This window comes from Mycobacterium shigaense (assembly GCF_002356315.1).
Lineage (GTDB): Bacteria > Actinomycetota > Actinomycetes > Mycobacteriales > Mycobacteriaceae > Mycobacterium > Mycobacterium shigaense.
Genome location: NZ_AP018164.1, coordinates 2,167,786 through 2,186,550 on the forward strand (window position 1 = coordinate 2,167,786; position 18,765 = coordinate 2,186,550).

An 18,765-nucleotide genomic window follows, 5' to 3' on the forward strand; every position below is an offset into this window, starting at 1 on the left:
CGTCACCGCGCCGGACCCACCCGGCTGCGATAGTATGCATGAGAAATAGTATCTACCCACGACGCTGGAAGCACGGCTGTACACTTCCTAGTTTTCAGTCCGCGACGCCCCGGGGAAGCCCGGGAAAGGGGTGCCTGGATGGCGACGGAGAACGCGACCGAGGTGAACGAGTCATTGGACGCCATCACCGATGCCTTGCTCACCGCTTCCCGGCTGCTGGTGGGCATTTCGGCGCGCTCCATCGCGCAGGTCGACGAAACCATCACCATCGCGCAGTTTCGTACCCTGGTGATCCTGTCCAATCGCGGGCCGATCAACCTGGCCACGTTGGCCGGTCTGTTGGGCGTGCAACCGTCGGCCACCGGCCGAATGGTCGACCGGCTGGTCGCCTCCGGCCTGATCGACCGGCTGCCGCATCCCACCTCGCGCCGCGAACTGTTGGCCGCGCTGACCAAGCGCGGGCGCGAGGTCGTCCGCCGCGTGACCGCGCACCGGCGCGCCGAAATCGCCGCCATCGTGGAAAAGATGCCCGCGGCCGATCGCCACGGACTGGTGCGGGCGCTGACGTCGTTCACCGCGGCCGGCGGTGAACCGGACGCGGTGCTCGAAATCGGGCTGTAAATCGTTCCGTGCCGGACCCGCGGGGTGTCCGGCACGGAACGCGCTCAGCGCTTTTCAGCGGTGCACAGCAGATACTCCCAACCCATGACGCCGTCGGCCAGATACTCCTGCGCCAGCTCGAGCAGTTGCGCGTCCAGTTCGGCGGCCAGCACCCGGTTGTGACCGATGTTGGCGTAGGCCTCGATCGTCGGGCCGTAGTGGCTCTTGAAGTAGTTGTGCACGGCCTCGGCACAGTCGAATCGCCGCACCTCGAGCAGGCCGCGCGTCGTCGTGACGTGATCGACTTGCTCGCCGAGCAGCCCCGCGACGTAACCCTCGCGTCCCCACAGCGGAGCCGGGGGAACTGATGGTGACAGGCTCGGACGGTACGGGCGGATCACCGCCAGCATCCGGCCGAAGAATCCCTCCCGGGTCCAGCTGATCACCCCGATCTTGCCGCCCCGGCGGCAGACGCGGACCAGTTCGCGGGCCGCGCGCTGATGGTCGGGCGCGAACTGCACGCCGATGGCCGACACCACCACGTCGAACTCGCCGTCGCCGAATGGCAGCGCCTGCGCGTTGGCCTCGCGGTACTGCAGCCTCAAATTCTGTGCCAGCGCCCGCTGTCGGGACCGCTGCAGCAGTTCGGGTGTCAGATCGGTGGAGACGACGGTCGCGCCGGTCGCGGCGGCCGGCAGCGAGATGTTGCCGGAGCCGGCGGCCACGTCGAGCACGAAATCGCCGGGACCGATGCCGGTCGCGGACAACAGGATCGGGCCCAGCGGGGCCATCACTTCCTCGGCCATGAGGGCGTAGTCGCCCAATGCCCACATGGCCCGGTGGGCGGCCGCGAGGCCATGGTCGTCGCAGGTCGCGGTTTCGAGGGTCATCAGACCTCCTTTGGTTGAGGAGTGCGTACCCGACCTCGTTGTCGCCAGCACTGCGGATGCGGGTTCAATACTGATACCTACAGAAATAGTATGCATTAGAAATAGTATATGTCGATCAGTTTCTGCTGACGGCGTGCCGGCGCTGATCCCGGCGGTTCTTAGACTGGGGCCCGTGCGTCTCGTCTTCGCCGGCACCCCCGAACCGGCGCTACCCTCGTTGCATCGGCTCATCGACTCGCCCCGTCACGAGGTGGTAGCGGTGCTGACCAGGCCCGACGCCGCCTCCGGGCGCCGGGGCAGACCGGAGCCCTCACCCGTTGCCCGCGAGGCGCTCGATCGAGGTATTCCGGTGTTGCGGCCGTCGCGGCCGAACTCGGCGGAATTCGTCGCCGAGCTCTCGGAGTTCGCGCCGGAGTGCTGCGCCGTCGTGGCCTACGGCGCGCTGCTGCGTGACGGCCTGCTCGCGGTGCCGCCGCGGGGCTGGATCAACCTGCACTTCTCGCTGCTGCCGGCCTGGCGCGGCGCGGCCCCGGTACAGGCCGCCATCGCCGCGGGGGACACGATCACCGGGGCTACGACGTTCCGGATCGAGCCGAGCCTGGACTCGGGCCCGGTCTACGGCGTCGTGACCGAAACGATCCGGCCGACCGACACTGCCGGCGATCTGCTTGGGCGCCTTGCGGATTCGGGTGCGACGCTGTTATCGGCCACGCTGGACGGCATCGCCGACCAGATGTTGACGCCGCGACCGCAACCGGCCGACGGTGTCAGCATCGCCCCGAAGATCACCGTCGAGGAGGCGCGGGTGCGCTGGGATCTGCCGGCGCCCGTGGTGGAGCGCCGGATTCGCGCCGTCACGCCTAATCCCGGCGCCTGGACACAGATCGGTGAGCTGCGCGTCAAGCTCGGTCCCGTTCAGATCGACGCCAGCGCGCCAGAACCGTTGCCGCCCGGCATAATTCGCGTAGACCGAAAAAGCGTGTGGATCGGCACCGGCTCGGATCCGGTGCGGCTGGGCCAGCTGCAGCCACCCGGGAAAAAGCCGATGAACGCCGTCGACTGGGCCCGCGGGGCCCGGCTCGACAGCGCCGCGCGGGCCTCATGACCCCGGCCCCGAACCAGCGCCGGCCCGCCCAGCCGCGACGGCGCAAGCCACTCGACCCGGCCCGGGCGGCGGCGTTTCAGGTGCTGCGGGCCGTCAGCGAGCGCGACGCATACGCGAACCTGGCGCTGCCCGCGCTGCTGCGCGAGCGCGGCATCACGGGCCGGGACGCCGCGTTCGCCACCGAGCTGACCTACGGCACCTGCCGCAGTCGCGGCCTGCTCGACGCCGTCATCGGCGCCGCGGCCGGTCGCCCGCCGGAGGCGATCAATCCGGTGCTACTCGACCTGCTTCGGCTGGGCACCTATCAGCTGCTGCGCACCCGGGTCGACGCACACGCCGCGGTTTCCACCACCGTAGAGCAAGCCGGTATCGAATTCGATTCGGCGCGAGCGGGTTTCGTCAACGGTGTGCTGCGCACCATCTCCGGGCGCGACGAGAAGTCGTGGATCGACGAGCTGGCGCCCGACCCGTCGCGGGATCCCGTCGGGCACGCCGCGTTCGTGCATGCCCATCCGCGCTGGATCGCCCAGGCCTTCGCCGACGCGCTCGGCGCCGATGCCGGAGAGCTAGAGGCACTGTTGGCCAGCGACGACGAGCGGCCCCAGGTGCACCTGGCGGCGCGCCCCGGCGTGCTGAGCGCGGCGGAGCTGGCCTCCCAATTGGATCCAGCCGTGGGTGGCACGGTCGGCCGGTACTCGCCGTATGCCGTGTACCTGGCGGGCGGCGATCCCGGACAGGTGGCGGCGGTGCGCGACGGCCAGGCTCTGGTCCAGGACGAGGGCAGCCAGCTGGTGGCCCGCGCGCTCACGCTGGCGCGGGTGGACGGCGACGGCGGGCGGTGGCTGGACCTGTGCGCCGGGCCGGGTGGCAAGACGGCGCTGCTGGCCGCGCTGGGCGCCGAGACCGGCGCGCGGGTCACGGCGATCGAGCCGTCGCCCGCGCGTGCGGACCTGGTCGCCGAGAACACCCGCGGCCTCGGCGTCGAGCTGCTGCGGGTCGACGGCCGCGAGAGCGGGCTCGAGCCGGGCTTCGACCGGGTGCTCGTCGACGCGCCCTGCACCGGGCTGGGGGCGTTGCGGCGGCGCCCGGAGGCCCGTTGGCGGCGCCAGCCGACCGACGTGCCCACGTTGACCCAGCTGCAACGCGAACTGCTGGCCGCCGCGATCGCGCTGACCCGGCCGGGCGGTGTGGTGCTCTACGCCACCTGCTCGCCGCACCTGGCCGAGACCGTCGGCGTCGTCGCCGATGCGCTGCGCCGCCATCCGGTGTCCGCGTTGGATACCCCGCCGCTGTTCGCGCCGGCCGATGTGGGCCCGGGACCCTACGGGCAGCTCTGGCCGCACCGGCACGGCACCGACGCGATGTTCGCCGCCGCGCTGCGCCGCCTGGCGTGAGGCCGGCCGCCGGGCTCAGTAGTGTGGCGCACATGCCTGGCAGCGCAGAACGTGTGACGGACGCCCTGATCGCGCCCTCGATCCTGGCGGCGGATTTCGCCCGGCTGGCCGACGAGGCGGCGGCCGTGGCCGGCGCCGACTGGCTGCACGTCGACGTGATGGACGGCCACTTCGTGCCCAACCTCACGATCGGGTTGCCCGTCGTCGAGAGCCTGCTGGCCGCCACCCGCATTCCGATGGACTGCCATCTGATGATCGACGATCCCGACCGCTGGGCCCCGCCCTACGCCGAGGCGGGCGCCTATAACGTCACATTCCACGCCGAGGCCACCGAGAATCCCATCGGCGTGGGCCGCGACATTCGCGCGGCGGGCGCCAAGGCCGGCATCAGCGTCAAGCCGAAGACGCCGCTGGAGCCCTACCTGGAAATCCTGCCGCACTTCGACACCCTGCTGATCATGTCGGTGGAGCCCGGCTTCGGCGGCCAGAGCTTCATCCCCGACGTGCTGAGCAAGGTCCGTACCGTCCGCAAACTGGTCGACTCGGGGGAGTTGACGATCCTGGTGGAGATCGACGGGGGCATCAACGCGGACACGATCGAGCAGGCCGCCGAGGCAGGCGTCGACTGCTTTGTCGCCGGTTCGGCCGTCTACGGGGCCGACGACCCGGCGGCCGCGGTGGCGGCGCTGCGCCGCCAGGCCGTAGCCGCGTCGCCGCACCTACGCAGATGACCGTTGACCAGGCCCGCATCGAAGCGGCGATGCGTCTGGCGATCGAGCACTCCGAGCGGGTCAAGGGCACCACGTACCCCAACCCGCCGGTCGGCGCCGTCATTCTGAACCTCGGCGGCGAGGTCGTCGGCGCCGGTGGCACCGCGCCGACCGGCGGCGGCCACGCCGAGGTGATGGCGTTGCGGCGGGCCGGGCGGTTGGCCGCCGGCGGCGTCGCCGTGGTCACCCTCGAGCCGTGCAACCACCACGGCAAAACGCCACCGTGCGTGGATGCCCTGCTGCGCGCAGGGGTGACGACCGTCGTCTACGCGGTCACCGACCCCAACGACGTGGCGGCCGGCGGAGCGGCCCGGTTGTCGGAAGCGGGCGTGCAGGTGCAGTCCGGGGTGTTGGGCGACCAGGTGGCGGCCGGGCCGTTGCGGGAGTGGCTGCACAAGCAGCGAACCGGGTTGCCGCACGTCACGTGGAAATACGCCAGCAGCGTCGACGGGCGCAGCGCCGCCGCGGACGGGTCGAGTCAGTGGATCTCCAGCGAGGCCTCCCGTCTCGATGTACATCGTCGCCGCGGTGTCGCGGACGCGATCGTTGTCGGCACCGGTACCGTGCTGGCCGACGATCCGGCGCTGACCGCACGGCTTCCCGACGGCTCGCTGGCGGCGAAGCAACCGCTGCGCGTCGTGGTCGGAAAGCGCGAAATACATTCGGAAGCAAGGGTTCTCAACGACGATTCGCGCACCATGGTAATTCGTACCCACGATCCGACGGAGGTGCTGCAAGCGCTCGCCGACCGCACCGACGTCCTGCTGGAGGGCGGTCCCACGCTCGCCGGCGCCTTCCTGCGGGCCGGGATGATCGACCGGATTCTGGTCTACGTGGCCCCAATCTTGTTGGGGGGCTCCGTCACCGCCGTCGACGACGTGGGGGTGCCAACCCTGGCCAAGGCGCTGCGCTGGCAGTTCGAGGGCGTCGACCGGGCGGGCCCGGATCTGGTGCTCAGCCTGGTGCCGCACCGCGGCTAGCGCGCCTAGCGCTCACCAAGGGCGAGCGCCTGCTCCTCGACCGCGACCTCCGGCTCCTCGGCGTGGTCCTTGCGGCCGCCCAGCAGCAGGCCCAGCAGCGCACCCACCACGCAGATGCCGACAGTCGCCGCGAAGATGTCGCCGTACATCATCGCGAACGCCTTGAGATACAAAGTGCCCTGGGCCGCAATGCGTTCCAGCAACGTGGCGTCGGGCGGGATCTTCGCCGACAGGCCCTGCACGATCTGGTTGAACCGGTACAGGCCCCAGGCGCTCAGCGCCGCGATGCCGATCAACATGCCGGTATTGCGGGCCACCACCACCGCCGCCGAGGCGATGCCGTGTTGAGCCGACGGGACGGCGCGCAAGGCGGCCGACGTCAGCGGTCCGATCACCAGGCCAAGCCCCACGCCGGCCACCAACAGGTCGGTGTGCAGCAGCGGCAGGGTGATGCCGAAGACGTTGTGGTGCTGCTGAAGTACTTCCGTCCCGTACTGGCCCCAGTAGTGGATCAGCCAGTAACCGTAGGCCGCGATCAGCAACCCGGCGAACGCCATCACCCGGTCGCCGACCCGGGTGGCGAGCAGACCGCCCGCCACGGCACCGATCGGCAGCGCGATCAAAAACCAGGTCAGCAACCCGGCCGCGTCGGTCTGGCTCATCTGCAGCACGCCCTGGCCGAACAGCTCGACGTCGACCAGCGTCACCATCAGCGCGGCACCAGCGCACAGCGAGGCGCCCAACGAGGCCAGGAATGGCCGGAAGCGCACCCCGGTCGGTTCGATCAACCGGGTGCGCGCGAAGCGCTCCCAGATGATGAACGCCACCGCGACGACGATCGCCGCGACCACCAGCGGGGCCCCGTAGCTGGGCAGGATCTGTTTGCCGTCGGGCGCCGGGTTGTAGAGCCCGATGACCGCGAGGCCCAGCGCGACGGCCAGCAGCACGCCGCCCACCAGGTCGATCTTCTCCGGGTTGTCGACCCGTGTGCGTGACGGCAGGCTGAACTGGATCATCACCATGGCGACCAGGGTCAGCGGCACGTTCAGCCAGAACACCCACTGCCAGTTGTGGAACAGCCAGACGACCGCGATCCCGTACAGCGGACCGAGCACCATGCCGAGTTCCTGGGCGGCACCGATGCCGCCCAGGACACCAGCGCGGTTGCGCTGTGCCCACAGGTCGGCGCCCAGCGCCAGCGTGACCGGCAGCAACGCGCCGCTGGCCACGCCCTGGATGGTCCGTCCGGTGATCAGCATGGGGAAGTCGCCCCAATGCCCGGCCAGCGCCGTGACCACCGAGCCGACGATGAACAGCGCCAAGCTGGCCTGCAGCAGCAGCTTGCGGCCGAAGCGGTCGGATGCCCGGCCCAGCAGTGGCATGGCGGCGATGTAGCCCAGCAGGTACATCGTGATGATCCAGGTGATGCGCTGCAGCTGGTTAACCGGGATTCCGACATCGCTCATGATGTCGCGGATGAGCGTGACGACGACGTAGGCGTCCAGCGCACCCAGCAGTACGGCCAGGCTGCCCGCGCCGATCGCGACGCCGCGCCCTGCTCGCGAGCTCATCAGCTCACCGGAGGCTTGGTGACCGTGACCAGCTGGCCCCAATTCGACAAGGTCATCTGGACGGAGTTACCCGAGCTCTTCTGCAAGTTGGCCTGGACCAGCTGGTGGTCGCCGGACTCCTGGATCCAGACGGTGCTGGGCAGCGCCTGGGTCGCGTTGAACTGCGGCGCGATCTTGTTCACGGCATCGGCCGAGACGTTGCCGCTGATCTTGATGGTGCTCTGCCCGTTGATGGTCTCGCGGCCCTCGGCCTTGGCGTTGCTGAAGTTCGACAGCACGTTGGCCAGGCCGGTGTCGGGGTTGAGGATCGCCGAGACGTCGTAGATGTCGGAGGCCTTACCGAAGTCGCTCCACTTGTTCGGGGTGAGCGTCGCGTACAGCACCGAGTCGTAGACCACGAAGTTGGCGTCGATGTCCGAGCCCGCCAGGCTCAGCCGTGCGTCGCCCGACGCGGCGGTGCTGGGAGTGAGCGTGAGGTCGCCGTTGAGCGTCTTGATCGGCAATCCCTGGATCTTGCCTTGCACCGACAGCACCAGGTGCACGCTCTTGACGTTCTTGGTGGTGTCGGCCGATTGCTTGACCAGTGTGGTGGCGTCGGGCAATGGTGCGCCGCTTTGCTTCGAACCGGACGAGCAGCCGGCGATCAGGGCGGTGAGGATGCTGAGGGAGACGAGGACGACCGATAGACGGCGACGGGTCTGCATATCTGCATCGTAGAGGGTGCGGGTGACCGCGCCCGGGAACGCCGGGTCCCCATCCGCGCTTGGCGGGGGAGTCTGCGGTACTTGTCCCGGCCGCTCACCAGGCAAAGCGCCGGCCAACTAGCCTGGTGCAATGTTCACCGGAATTGTCGAGGAACTCGGCGAGGTCACCGGCCGCGACGTGCTCGCCGACGCGGCTCGCCTGACGATCCGCGGGCCCGTCGTGACCGCCGACGCCGGCCACGGCGATTCGATCGCCGTCAACGGCGTGTGCCTGACGGTCGCCGAGCTGTTGCCCGATGGGCAGTTCACCGCCGACGTGATGGGGGAGACGCTGAGCCGCTCCAACCTGGGCGCCCTGCAGGCCGGCAGCCGGGTGAACCTGGAGCGGGCCGCGGCCATCAACAGCCGGCTGGGCGGGCACATTGTGCAGGGGCATGTCGACGGAACCGGTCAGGTGGTGTCCCGCACGCCGTCGGAGCATTGGGAAGTGGTTCGCATCGAGGTCCCGGCGGACGTGGCCCGCTACGTCGTCGAGAAGGGGTCGATCACCGTGGACGGGATCTCGCTGACGGTGTCCGGCCTGGGCGCCCAGCCACGGGACTGGTTCGAGGTTTCGCTGATCCCGACCACCAGGGAGCTGACCACGCTGGGCAGCGCCCCGGTCGGCACACACGTCAATCTCGAGGTGGACGTGATCGCGAAATACGTTGAGCGCCTGATGGAGTCGAAGTAGTACCAGGGCTGCCCGGGGGGCTTGCGCGCCCGCCGCGACGTGTTGCCCCGTCGCACCCTCCAAGAATCTTCCAAGAATCCTCGGAGACCTCTCGCCCAGTGTTGCCGTGACCGACCCGAACTGGCCGGCATCCGTGACTGTCTCGGGCAGACACGGCAACCCAGGACTCCGGGTGATGTGCCCGGAACCTTCAAAAGAGAGGGAATAAACAATGACGAGTCAAACCCCCGCGCCCGGTCGGTATCCCGATCCGAACGGCGGGCCCGGCAATGTCACGCCCTATGGTGGCGCCGCGCAAGGTATCGGTCCGTCGGGGCAGCCGCTGTCGGACAAGAGCAAAATGGTGGCGGGTTTACTGCAGATTTTTCTCGGCGGTTTGGGTATCGGTCGCTTCTACCTCGGCTACACGACCATCGGCATCCTGCAAATCGTGGTCACTGTTTTCACATTCGGAATCGGTGGTTTGTGGCCTTTTGTCGACGGAATCATGATCTTGTTGGGCAAGGTTCCCGACGCGCAGGGACACTCGCTGCGGGACTGAGGCCGTTTCGCAACCCGCGGTGCGACAACCGATTGCTGGCGGACCCGGACCTAGGGTTGCGGGCCCGCGATAGTGCCGCCAGCAGTTGGCGGAGAGCCGCGGCCTGCTGCCGCCCCGAATCGACGGGCATTCCTATCGGGGATGTTCCGGTTGCGCTCCGTACCGTCGCACGACCATCCCTTCCGCGACCATTCAGATCCCCACCGGTACCGCCGTGTCGGGGCTGTGCGCTCCGGCGGCTTCAAGGGTGAACGTGATGGGGCCGCATCCGGCGGTGGCGAGCATCGCGAATGCGAGAAGAGTGGCGATGAGGAGTTTGCGTATGTGAGTTTGCGTATGTGAGTAAGTTACGGGCTCGCCTTTTCCGACACGTTGCCGGGCAATATTTACATCCTTAATTGATATTCCTGATGTCGGGATCGGTAGCGTGTCGGCAATAAGAGATCCGGGAATGGAGGCCGACGACGAATTCGACGAGACCCGCCAGCGCACCGGCGATTGAGAATCGGCGAGCCCGGAACGGAGAAAGCACGCCGCGAGGGTCCCCTTGTCACTCGCGGCCTGCTAGCCGGTGATTTCGACGAGATCAGTGCCGGGTTAGACCGGAATCCATATTCCGCCGTTCCAGTAACCCCAGTGGTTTGCGCCCGGGTTCCAGACGATCTGGGCCCACGGGGGCGGCGTGTACCTGCTCAGACGCTCCGTCGGGGCTCGATGGACCCAGCCGCGAAAAAGCCGTGAATAACTGCGCCCGGGTCGTGGTTCATACTGGTTGTCACACACGACTTCGCGTGTGGCCCGGGGCGACAGCAAGGTAGCAGGATGACGAGGTTGGATTCCGTCGAACGGGCGGTTGCCGACATTGCGGCCGGTAAGGCCGTGGTCGTCATCGACGACGAGGACCGGGAGAACGAAGGCGACCTGATCTTCGCCGCCGAGAAGGCGACGCCGGAGATGGTGGCGTTCATGGTGCGCTACACCTCCGGGTACCTCTGTGTCCCGCTGGACGGCGCCATCTGCGACCGGCTCGGGCTGCTGCCGATGTACGCGGTGAACCAGGACAAGCACGGCACCGCCTACACGGTCACCGTCGACGCACGTAACGGCGTGGGCACGGGCATCTCGGCTTCCGACCGGGCCACCACGATGCGGCTGCTCGCCGACCCGACCAGCGCCGCCGACGACTTCACCCGGCCCGGACACGTCGTACCGCTACGTGCCAAGGACGGCGGCGTCCTGCGGCGCCCCGGCCACACCGAGGCCGCGGTCGACCTGGCCCGCATGGCGGGGCTGCAGCCCGCCGGGGCGATCTGCGAGATCGTCAGCCAGAAGGACGAAGGGTCGATGGCCCAGACCGACGAGCTGCGGGTCTTCGCCGACGAGCACGACCTCGCGCTGATCACCATCGCCGACATCATCGAATGGCGGCGCAAACACGAGAAGCACATCGCGCGCATCGCCGAAGCCCGCATCCCCACCCGGCACGGTGAGTTCAAGGCCATCGGTTACGCCAGCATCTACGAAGAGGTCGAGCATGTCGCGCTGGTGCGCGGCGACATCGGCGGGCTCAACGGCGAGGGCGACGACGTGTTGGTGCGCGTGCACTCCGAGTGCCTGACCGGCGACGTGTTCGGTTCCCGGCGCTGCGACTGCGGACCCCAGCTCGATGCCGCCATGGCGATGGTCGCCCGGGAGGGGCGCGGCGTCGTGCTGTACATGCGCGGCCACGAGGGCCGCGGCATCGGCCTGATGCACAAGCTGCAGGCCTACCAGCTGCAGGATGCCGGCGAGGACACCGTCGACGCCAATCTCAAGCTCGGATTGCCCGCCGACGCACGCGATTACGGGATCGGCGCGCAGATCCTGGTCGACCTCGGTGTCCGCTCGATGCGGCTACTGACCAACAATCCGGCCAAGCGGGTGGGGCTGGACGGCTACGGGCTGCACATCATCGAACGCGTCTCGCTGCCGGTGCGAGCCAATGCCGAGAACATTCGTTACCTGATGACCAAACGAGACAAGATGGGACACGACTTGGCCGGGCTGGACGAGTTTCACGAATCAGTCCATCTGCCAGGCGAATTCGGCGGTGCTCTGTGAGTCGCGCCGGCGACGATGCAAAGCTTGGCGATACTGAGGAGTCACGCAGATGAGCGGTACCGGTGTGCCGGAGGTCTTGGCACTCGACGCGTCCGATCTGCGTCTGGGCATCGTCGCGAGCACGTGGCACAGCACCATCTGTGACGCGCTGCTGGCGGGGGCGCGCAAGGTAGCCGCCGAGTCCGGCATCGACAACCCCACCGTGGTCCGCGTGCATGGGGCGATCGAGATTCCGGTCGTCGCCCAGGAACTGGCCCGCAACCACGATGCCGTGATTGCGCTTGGCGTCGTAATCCGGGGCGGCACACCGCATTTCGAGTATGTTTGCGATGCGGTGACCCAGGGCCTGACCCGGGTGTCCCTGGACGCGTCGACGCCGGTTGCCAACGGAGTGCTGACGACCAACACCGAGGAGCAGGCGTTGGATCGGGCCGGGCTTCCGACGTCCGCGGAGGACAAGGGAGCACAGGCGGCCGGTGCCGCGCTGACCGCCGCATTGACTTTGCGTGACCTGCGCACGCGGTCGTGACACCGGCGCCCCGCGAGGTGTGGGACGCTGAGCTGCGTCCGCACCTGACACCGCGATTCGTCTACGCCGCTGCATTTCTCGTCGCCGCGGCGCACGTCGTGGTCGGCTTTCTGCTCAAGAATGGGTCCAGCGGGGTGATCTTCCAGACCTCCGACCAAGTGGCGATGGCCGTCCTCGGCCTGGTCATCGCCGGCGTCATGCTGCTGTTCGCCCGGCCCAGGCTCCGGATCGGCGCGTCCGGGCTGGCCGTGCGAAACCTGCTGGGCTACCGGTTGATTCCGTGGTCGGAGGTGGTCGGCGTGTCGTTCCCGCCCGGCGGCCGCTGGGCTCGGGTCGACCTGCCCGACGACGAGTACGTGACGGTGATGGCCATCCAGGCCGTCGACAAGGGCCGGGCGGTGGACGCGATGGACACCGTACGATCGCTGCTGGTCCGCTACCGGCCGGACCTGCGCGCCCACTGAATACTGCCCTGGGCCGCGTCGTCGTAGGATCGCCCGATGGGTAACAGGGGGACGGTTGCCGCGGTCATCCTCGCGGTGACACTCAGTGCGTGTACGACATCCGTACCCGGACAAGCGACCCGGGCCTCGGATCAGTCCCCGTCCGCCCCCTCCAGGTCGGCAGCCCCCACGCCGAAGCCGGTCGCCGCGCGCGACGTGCTGCTGCAGGACGGCAACACCACCCCGCTGGGCCGGGCGGTCGCGGTTCCGGTGGGGGACAGCTACTTCACGAGCGTCCGGCCGCCCGAATGCGGGGCAGCGCTGCTGTTCAGGGGTTCGCCCCTGGTGCCCGCCGGCTCTGCTGACCACGCGGAGTCGGCATATTCGGTGGGCGGCGCGGCGCTTTACGCGGAGTCGGGCGACGTCTACGGCAACTCCCTCGACACCCACGATGTGGTCTGGAAAGGCTTCAGTGCCGTTTCGGATTGCCGCGGCGACGCCATCGGCGTGGCGCCTCTCGGCGATTTCAAACCGATGCGGCTCAGCTATTTCGCGACGCCCGCCGACGGTGTTTTGGTGTGGACGATGACCCGTCCGGAATGGACCTGTGACTTCGGGTTAGCGGTGGTGCCACGGGTAGTGCTGATGATTTCGGCGTGCGACAGCAAATCCGGATTCCCGATGGCGGATTGGGCGGCAAAGAGAAGGGCGCAGCTCACCTCCGGGACCGCCTGACCGAATCGGGCCGAAGACAAGAATCTTCTGCCGGACGGGGCCGCTTTTCGCCGTCCGCGGATAGACACTCGGGTGGGCTGCGACGGCGCACGGGTGTTCACCGCGGCGTTGACGGGTATCGCACAAGGCCTGGTCGCCAGCACCGCGACCGACCTGCTGTATTTGGCCGCGGCTCTCGCCGCGATCGACGCCGCCGAGGACATGTTCCTCATCGGCGCGGGCGTCTTCGACGCCGACGTGGACGGCCGGAGGGCCCTAGCCGTCGGCGGTCTGACGGCACCGGCTACTAGCCTGGATGCGTGCCAGATCCCGCGACATATCGCCCCGCAGCCGGGTCCATCCCGGTCGAGCCCGGCGTTTACCGATTCCGGGACCTGCACGGCCGAGTCATCTACGTCGGCAAGGCCAAAAGCCTGCGCAGCCGGCTGACCTCGTACTTCCAGGACATCTCCGCCCTGCATCCCCGCACCCGGCAGATGGTGACCACCGCGGCCAAGGTCGAGTGGACGGTGGTCAACACCGAAGTCGAGGCCCTGCAGCTGGAATACAACTGGATCAAGGAGTTCGATCCGCGCTTCAACGTCCGCTACCGCGACGACAAGTCGTATCCGGTGCTGGCCGTCACGCTCAACGAGGAATTTCCCCGGCTGATGGTCTACCGCGGCCCGCGGCGTAAAGGAGTGCGCTACTTCGGCCCGTACTCGCACGCGTGGGCCATCCGGGAGACGCTGGATCTGCTCACCCGGGTGTTTCCGGCTCGGACTTGTTCGACGGGAGTGTTCAAGCGGCACAAGCAGATTGATCGCCCCTGTTTACTCGGCTACATCGAGAAATGTTCGGCGCCCTGTGTCGGCAGGGTCAGCGCGGAGCAGCATCGCCAGATCGTGATGGACTTCTGCGACTTCCTGTCCGGCAAGACCGACCGCTTTGCCCGCGAGCTGGAGCAGCAGATGACCGCCGCGGCCGAGGAACTCGATTTCGAGCGCGCCGCCCGGCTGCGCGACGACGTCGGTGCGCTCAAGCGGGCGATGGAGAAGCAGGCCGTCGTGCTCGGCGACGGCACCGACGCCGACGTGGTCGCCTTCGCCGACGACGAGCTCGAGGCGGCGGTGCAGGTGTTTCACGTGCGCGGTGGCCGGGTGCGTGGCCAGCGCGGCTGGATCGTCGAAAAGTCCGGCGACCCAGGTGAATCCGGCGAAGAGCGACTGGTCGAGCAGTTCCTCACCCAGTTCTACGGCGAGCAGGCCGAGCTGGGCTCCGAAACAGACCAAGCGGCCGACGAGTCGACCAACCCGGTCCCGCGCGAGGTGCTGGTGCCCTGCCTGCCGTCCAATGCCGACGAGCTGACCAGCTGGCTGTCCAGTCTGCGCGGCTCGCGGGTCACCCTGCGCGTGCCGCGGCGCGGCGACAAGCGCGCGCTGGCCGAAACCGTGCAACGCAATGCGAAAGAGGCCCTGCAGCAACACAAGCTGAAGCGGGCGGGCGATTTCAACGCCAGATCGGCTGCGCTGCAGAACATCCAGGACGCGCTCGGTTTGGCGGCTGCCCCGTTGCGCATCGAGTGTGTTGACATCAGCCACGTCCAGGGCACCGACGTGGTCGGCTCGCTGGTCGTCTTCGAGGACGGGCTGCCACGCAAATCCGACTACCGTCACTTCGGCATCCGGGAAGCGGCCGGGCAGGGCCGCTCCGACGACGTCGCGTCGATCGCCGAGGTGACCCGGCGCCGGTTCGTGCGCCACCTGAGCGACCAGAACGATGCGAATACGCTTTCGCCGGAAGGGAAGTCGCGCCGGTTCGCCTATCCGCCCAACCTGTTCGTCGTCGACGGCGGTGCACCGCAAGTCAACGCGGCCAACGCCGTGCTCGAGGAGCTCGGGATCGCCGACGTCGCGGTGATCGGCCTGGCCAAACGGCTGGAGGAGATCTGGGTGCCGTCGGAGCCGGACCCGATCATCATGCCGCGCAACAGCGAGGGTCTGTATTTGCTACAGCGCGTCCGTGACGAGGCGCACCGCTTCGCGATCGCCTACCATCGGAGCAAACGATCCAAGCGAATGACCGCGTCGGCGCTCGATTCGGTGCCAGGATTAGGAGAGCATCGCCGCAAGGCGCTGGTAACCCACTTCGGCTCGATAGCCCGCCTCAAGGAGGCCACCGTCGACCAGATCACAGCCGTTCCGGGCATCGGCCTGGCCACTGCCACCGCCGTCCTCGAGGCCCTGCGACCCGGGCAACCCGGAGACGCGGAATGACGAGTCAGGTGGGGGGGAGCGGGCAGCGCCACGGGGATGTGCAGGCCGACTTCGGCGACGGCCCGCCTGCTGATGCCGGCTCGGCCGGTATCGACGTCGTTCTGGTGACCGGGTTGTCGGGCGCCGGGCGCGGAACCGCGGCCAAAGTCCTCGAGGACCTGGGCTGGTATGTGGCCGACAACCTGCCGCCCCAGCTGATCACCCGGATGGTGGATTTCGGCCTCGCCGCCGGATCGCGGATCACCCAGCTGGCGGTCGTGATGGACGTGCGTTCGCGCGGCTTCACCGGCGACCTCGACGAGGTTCGCAACGAGCTGGCCACCCGCAACATCAACCCCCGCGTGGTGTTCCTGGAGGCGTCTGACGACATGCTGGTGCGCCGGTACGAACAGAACCGGCGCAGCCACCCGCTGCAGGGCCAGCAGACGCTGGCCGAGGGCATCGCGGCCGAACGCCGGATGCTGGCGCCCGTCCGCGCCACCGCCGACCTGATCATCGACACGTCGACGCTGTCGGTGCGGGGTCTGCGGGAAAGCATCGAACGGGCCTTCAGCAGCGACGCCGCCGCCTCCACCAGCGTCACCGTCGAGTCATTCGGTTTCAAGTACGGCCTGCCGATGGACGCGGACATGGTGATGGACGTGCGCTTCCTGCCCAATCCGCACTGGGTCGACGAGCTGCGCCCGCACACCGGCCAGCACCCGGCGGTCCGCGATTACGTGTTGGGCCAGTCGGGCGCGGCGGAGTTCCTCGACGCTTACCATCGGTTGCTATCTCTGGTTGTCGATGGCTATCGCCGGGAGGGCAAGCGCTACATGACGGTCGCGATCGGCTGCACCGGCGGCAAGCATCGCAGCGTCGCGATCGCCGAGGCACTGGCGCGGCTGCTGGGCGAGAATGCGCAACTGTCGGTGCGGGTGCTGCACCGGGATCTGGGTCGGGAATGACCCCAGCACGCAGCGAGGGCATCGTCGCGCTGGGCGGTGGACACGGTCTGTACGCGACGTTATCGGCCGCGCGGCGGCTGACGCCCTACGTCACCGCGGTGGTGACCGTCGCCGACGACGGCGGTTCGTCCGGCCGGCTGCGCAACGAACTGGACGTGGTGCCGCCCGGCGATCTGCGAATGGCGTTGGCGGCCCTGGCATCTGACAGTCCCTACGGGCGACTGTGGGCGACGATCCTGCAGCACCGGTTAGGGGGCGACGGCGCCCTGGCTGGCCACCCGATCGGCAACCTGCTGCTGGCGGGACTCAACGAGGTGCTGGCCGACCCGGTCGCCGCCCTCGACGAACTCGGCCGCATCCTCGGCGTCAAGGGCAGGGTGCTGCCGATGTGCCCGATCGCGTTGCAGATCGAGGCCGACGTCTCCGGGCTGGAGTCCGACCCCCGGATGTTCCGGCTCATCCGCGGGCAGGTGGCGATCGCGACCACGCCGGGCAAGGTGCGCCGGGTGCGGCTGTTGCCGGACAACCCGCCGGCCACCCGGCAGGCCGTCGACGCCATCATGGCCGCCGACCTGGTGGTGCTGGGGCCGGGGTCGTGGTTCACCAGCGTGATCCCGCACGTGCTGGTGCCGGGCCTGGTCGCGGCTCTGCAGGCCACCCCGGCGCGGCGGGCGCTGGTGCTCAATCTGGTGGCCGAGCCGGGCGAGACGGCCGGGTTCTCGGTGGAGCGTCACCTGCACGTGCTGGCCCAGCACGCCCCGGGATTCACCGTGCACGACATCATCATCGACGCCGAACGGGTGCCCGGGGAGCGGGAGCGCGAGCAACTGCGCCGTACCGCGACCCTGCTGCAGGCCGAGGTCCACTTCGCTGACGTCTCCCGACCTGGTACACCTTTACATGACCCGGGCAAGCTCGCGGCGGTCCTGGACGGGGTCCGAGCGGACAACCCGGGTCCGGCAGCGCCTTCGGCGACGGCCACCGCGGAGATTCGGGTCGACGGTGAAAGTCCACAAACCGGCGTGAACGGACCGGCTGGCAGCGGACCAAGGGGTGACGACGCGTGGCGATGACGACCGAAGTCAAAGACGAGCTGAGCCGCCTGGTGGTGAAATCGGTCAGCGCGCGTCGGGCGGAAGTCACCTCCCTGCTGCGGTTCGCGGGCGGACTACACATCGTCGGCGGCCGGGTGGTGGTCGAGGCCGAGGTGGACCTGGGCAACATCGCGCGGCGGCTGCGCAAGGACATCTTCGACCTCTACGGCTACAACGCGGTGGTCCACGTGTTGTCGGCCAGCGGTATCCGCAAGAGCACCCGCTACGTGTTGCGGGTCGCCAACGACGGCGAGGCGCTGGCCCGTCAGACCGGTCTGCTCGACATGCGCGGGCGCCCGGTCCGCGGCCTGCCGGCCCAGGTCGTCGGGGGCAGCATCGGCGATGCCGAAGCCGCTTGGCGCGGAGCGTTTTTGGCGCACGGGTCGCTGACCGAGCCGGGGCGCTCCTCGGCGCTGGAAGTCAGCTGCCCAGGCCCCGAGGCGGCACTGGCGCTGGTCGGTGCGGCGCGGCGGCTCGGGGTCAGCGCGAAGGCCCGCGAGGTGCGCGGCGCCGATCGCGTGGTGGTGCGCGACGGCGAGGCCATCGGCGCGCTGTTGACCCGGATGGGCGCCCAGGACACCCGGCTGATCTGGGAGGAACGCCGGATGCGGCGCGAGGTGCGCGCAACGGCCAACCGGCTCGCCAACTTCGACGACGCCAACCTGCGCCGTTCGGCGCGCGCGGCCGTCGCGGCGGCCGCCCGGGTGGAGCGGGCGCTGGAAATCCTCGGCGACACCGTTCCCGACCATCTGGCCTCGGCGGGCAAACTGCGCGTCGAGCACCGGCAGGCCTCGCTGGAGGAACTCGGTCGGCTTGCCGACCCCCCGATGACGAAAGATGCCGTGGCGGGCCGTATTCGGCGCCTCCTGTCGATGGCCGACCGCAAGGCCAAGGTCGACGGCATCCCCGACACCGAGTCCGCGGTGACGCCGGACCTGCTGGAGGACGCCTGACGCAGCGAGGCGTCGCGCGGTTGCATGACGCCAAGGGCCGACGTCGCTGCCGCCCATTACCGTGCGACCGCGCCGAGGGTGAGCCGAACGAGCCGGCACGAGCATGGCCGAAACTCGCCGCCGCCAGTTCCTGATCCGCGCGAAGCCCGGTGTGCGTTCTCGCCCGGCCTGCTCGGCCGATGCCGGCCCTGGCGTGCTGCTCAGCAAACTCATATAAGCCCGGGATTCCTATGAACTGGCTATGACCGAGCCGCCGACAGCTTGGCGTCATGGATCGGTCCCGAGTACCGAACGTTCAGCCTCGACGCGCAGCGGTTGACCAATCGTGCGGACGCGGCCCTGGACCCGAGCCGAGGGTGACGCGCTGTGTCGATCCGCCATTCTCAGATCGAACTCATACATATTTTGAATTCGATATCAA

19 protein-coding genes are annotated in these 18,765 nt (G+C 68.7%); 16 read left to right on the top strand and 3 right to left on the bottom strand.

The window, feature by feature from the left end; translation table 11 throughout:
• Positions 1 to 138: 138 nt before the first annotated feature.
• The gene (locus MSG_RS10315) at positions 139 to 621 is read left to right on the top strand and encodes a MarR family winged helix-turn-helix transcriptional regulator (RefSeq protein WP_096439362.1); all 483 of its coding nucleotides are present in this window, start codon (positions 139 to 141) and stop codon (positions 619 to 621) included.
• Positions 622 to 665: 44 nt separating this feature from the next.
• Here the strand turns inward: MSG_RS10315 and MSG_RS10320 are convergent, their stop codons facing one another.
• Positions 666 to 1,490, bottom strand: coding sequence for a class I SAM-dependent methyltransferase (locus MSG_RS10320; RefSeq protein ID WP_096439364.1), 825 nt, complete (start codon positions 1,488 to 1,490; stop codon positions 666 to 668).
• A gap of 172 nt (positions 1,491 to 1,662) precedes the next feature.
• On the opposite strand from MSG_RS10320, the gene fmt reads away from it, so the two are divergent.
• The 4 genes from fmt to ribD are packed head-to-tail and all read left to right on the top strand — an operon-like array spanning position 1,663 to position 5,739.
• Positions 1,663 to 2,595 (top strand): methionyl-tRNA formyltransferase, encoded by a 933-nt coding sequence (gene fmt / locus MSG_RS10325; RefSeq protein WP_096444312.1) that lies wholly within the window; start codon positions 1,663 to 1,665, stop codon positions 2,593 to 2,595.
• A complete protein-coding gene (locus tag MSG_RS10330; protein WP_096439366.1) occupies positions 2,592 to 3,989 on the top strand; it encodes an RsmB/NOP family class I SAM-dependent RNA methyltransferase in 1,398 nt (465 codons plus the stop codon). Before fmt ends, MSG_RS10330 begins: the two co-directional genes overlap by 4 nt.
• A gap of 32 nt (positions 3,990 to 4,021) precedes the next feature.
• Complete coding sequence (gene rpe, locus MSG_RS10335) at positions 4,022 to 4,720, top strand: ribulose-phosphate 3-epimerase (RefSeq protein ID WP_096439368.1); 699 nt, start codon at positions 4,022 to 4,024, stop codon at positions 4,718 to 4,720.
• Positions 4,717 to 5,739 (top strand): bifunctional diaminohydroxyphosphoribosylaminopyrimidine deaminase/5-amino-6-(5-phosphoribosylamino)uracil reductase RibD, encoded by a 1,023-nt coding sequence (gene ribD / locus MSG_RS10340; RefSeq protein ID WP_096439370.1) that lies wholly within the window; start codon positions 4,717 to 4,719, stop codon positions 5,737 to 5,739. The genes rpe and ribD overlap by 4 nt, the downstream gene beginning before the upstream one ends.
• 5 nt (positions 5,740 to 5,744) lie before the next feature.
• Here the strand turns inward: ribD and MSG_RS10345 are convergent, their stop codons facing one another.
• Both MSG_RS10345 and MSG_RS10350 read right to left on the bottom strand, forming a co-directional pair.
• Complete coding sequence (locus MSG_RS10345; RefSeq protein ID WP_096439372.1) at positions 5,745 to 7,310, bottom strand: MFS transporter; 1,566 nt, start codon at positions 7,308 to 7,310, stop codon at positions 5,745 to 5,747.
• Positions 7,310 to 8,014, bottom strand: coding sequence for an LppX_LprAFG lipoprotein (locus MSG_RS10350; RefSeq protein WP_096439374.1), 705 nt, complete (start codon positions 8,012 to 8,014; stop codon positions 7,310 to 7,312). Before MSG_RS10350 ends, MSG_RS10345 begins: the two co-directional genes overlap by 1 nt.
• 130 nt (positions 8,015 to 8,144) lie before the next feature.
• Between MSG_RS10350 and MSG_RS10355 the strand changes: the two genes are divergently transcribed.
• The 11 genes from MSG_RS10355 to whiA all read left to right on the top strand — a co-directional run bounded on the left by MSG_RS10355 (position 8,145) and on the right by whiA (position 18,344).
• Positions 8,145 to 8,747, top strand: a complete 603-nt coding sequence (locus tag MSG_RS10355; protein ID WP_096439376.1) for a riboflavin synthase — start codon at positions 8,145 to 8,147, stop codon at positions 8,745 to 8,747.
• Between the two features lie 211 nt (positions 8,748 to 8,958).
• Positions 8,959 to 9,288: a TM2 domain-containing protein gene (locus MSG_RS10360; protein WP_096439378.1), complete on the top strand. Its 330-nt coding sequence runs from the start codon at positions 8,959 to 8,961 to the stop codon at positions 9,286 to 9,288.
• Positions 9,289 to 10,110: 822 nt separating this feature from the next.
• Positions 10,111 to 11,388, top strand: a complete 1,278-nt coding sequence (locus MSG_RS10365) for a bifunctional 3,4-dihydroxy-2-butanone-4-phosphate synthase/GTP cyclohydrolase II (RefSeq protein WP_096439380.1) — start codon at positions 10,111 to 10,113, stop codon at positions 11,386 to 11,388.
• A 49-nt stretch (positions 11,389 to 11,437) separates the two neighbouring features.
• Complete coding sequence (ribH, locus tag MSG_RS10370) at positions 11,438 to 11,917, top strand: 6,7-dimethyl-8-ribityllumazine synthase (RefSeq protein WP_096439382.1); 480 nt, start codon at positions 11,438 to 11,440, stop codon at positions 11,915 to 11,917.
• Positions 11,914 to 12,381 (top strand): PH domain-containing protein, encoded by a 468-nt coding sequence (locus MSG_RS10375; RefSeq protein ID WP_096439384.1) that lies wholly within the window; start codon positions 11,914 to 11,916, stop codon positions 12,379 to 12,381. Before ribH ends, MSG_RS10375 begins: the two co-directional genes overlap by 4 nt.
• Positions 12,382 to 12,417: 36 nt before the next feature.
• Positions 12,418 to 13,095: a hypothetical protein gene (locus MSG_RS10380; RefSeq protein WP_096439386.1), complete on the top strand. Its 678-nt coding sequence runs from the start codon at positions 12,418 to 12,420 to the stop codon at positions 13,093 to 13,095.
• Between the two features lie 72 nt (positions 13,096 to 13,167).
• The gene (locus MSG_RS25555) at positions 13,168 to 13,524 is read left to right on the top strand and encodes a hypothetical protein (protein WP_232011213.1); all 357 of its coding nucleotides are present in this window, start codon (positions 13,168 to 13,170) and stop codon (positions 13,522 to 13,524) included.
• Positions 13,434 to 15,350, top strand: a complete 1,917-nt coding sequence (gene uvrC / locus MSG_RS10385; protein WP_232011272.1) for an excinuclease ABC subunit UvrC — start codon at positions 13,434 to 13,436, stop codon at positions 15,348 to 15,350. The genes MSG_RS25555 and uvrC overlap by 91 nt, the downstream gene beginning before the upstream one ends.
• Positions 15,347 to 16,297, top strand: coding sequence for an RNase adapter RapZ (rapZ, locus tag MSG_RS10390; protein WP_232011214.1), 951 nt, complete (start codon positions 15,347 to 15,349; stop codon positions 16,295 to 16,297). The genes uvrC and rapZ overlap by 4 nt, the downstream gene beginning before the upstream one ends.
• On the top strand, positions 16,294 to 17,370 hold the full coding sequence (gene yvcK, locus MSG_RS10395; RefSeq protein ID WP_096439392.1) for a uridine diphosphate-N-acetylglucosamine-binding protein YvcK: 1,077 nt from the start codon (positions 16,294 to 16,296) through the stop codon (positions 17,368 to 17,370). The genes rapZ and yvcK overlap by 4 nt, the downstream gene beginning before the upstream one ends.
• Positions 17,367 to 18,344, top strand: coding sequence for a DNA-binding protein WhiA (gene whiA, locus MSG_RS10400; protein ID WP_096444314.1), 978 nt, complete (start codon positions 17,367 to 17,369; stop codon positions 18,342 to 18,344). Before yvcK ends, whiA begins: the two co-directional genes overlap by 4 nt.
• Positions 18,345 to 18,765 lie beyond the last annotated feature (421 nt).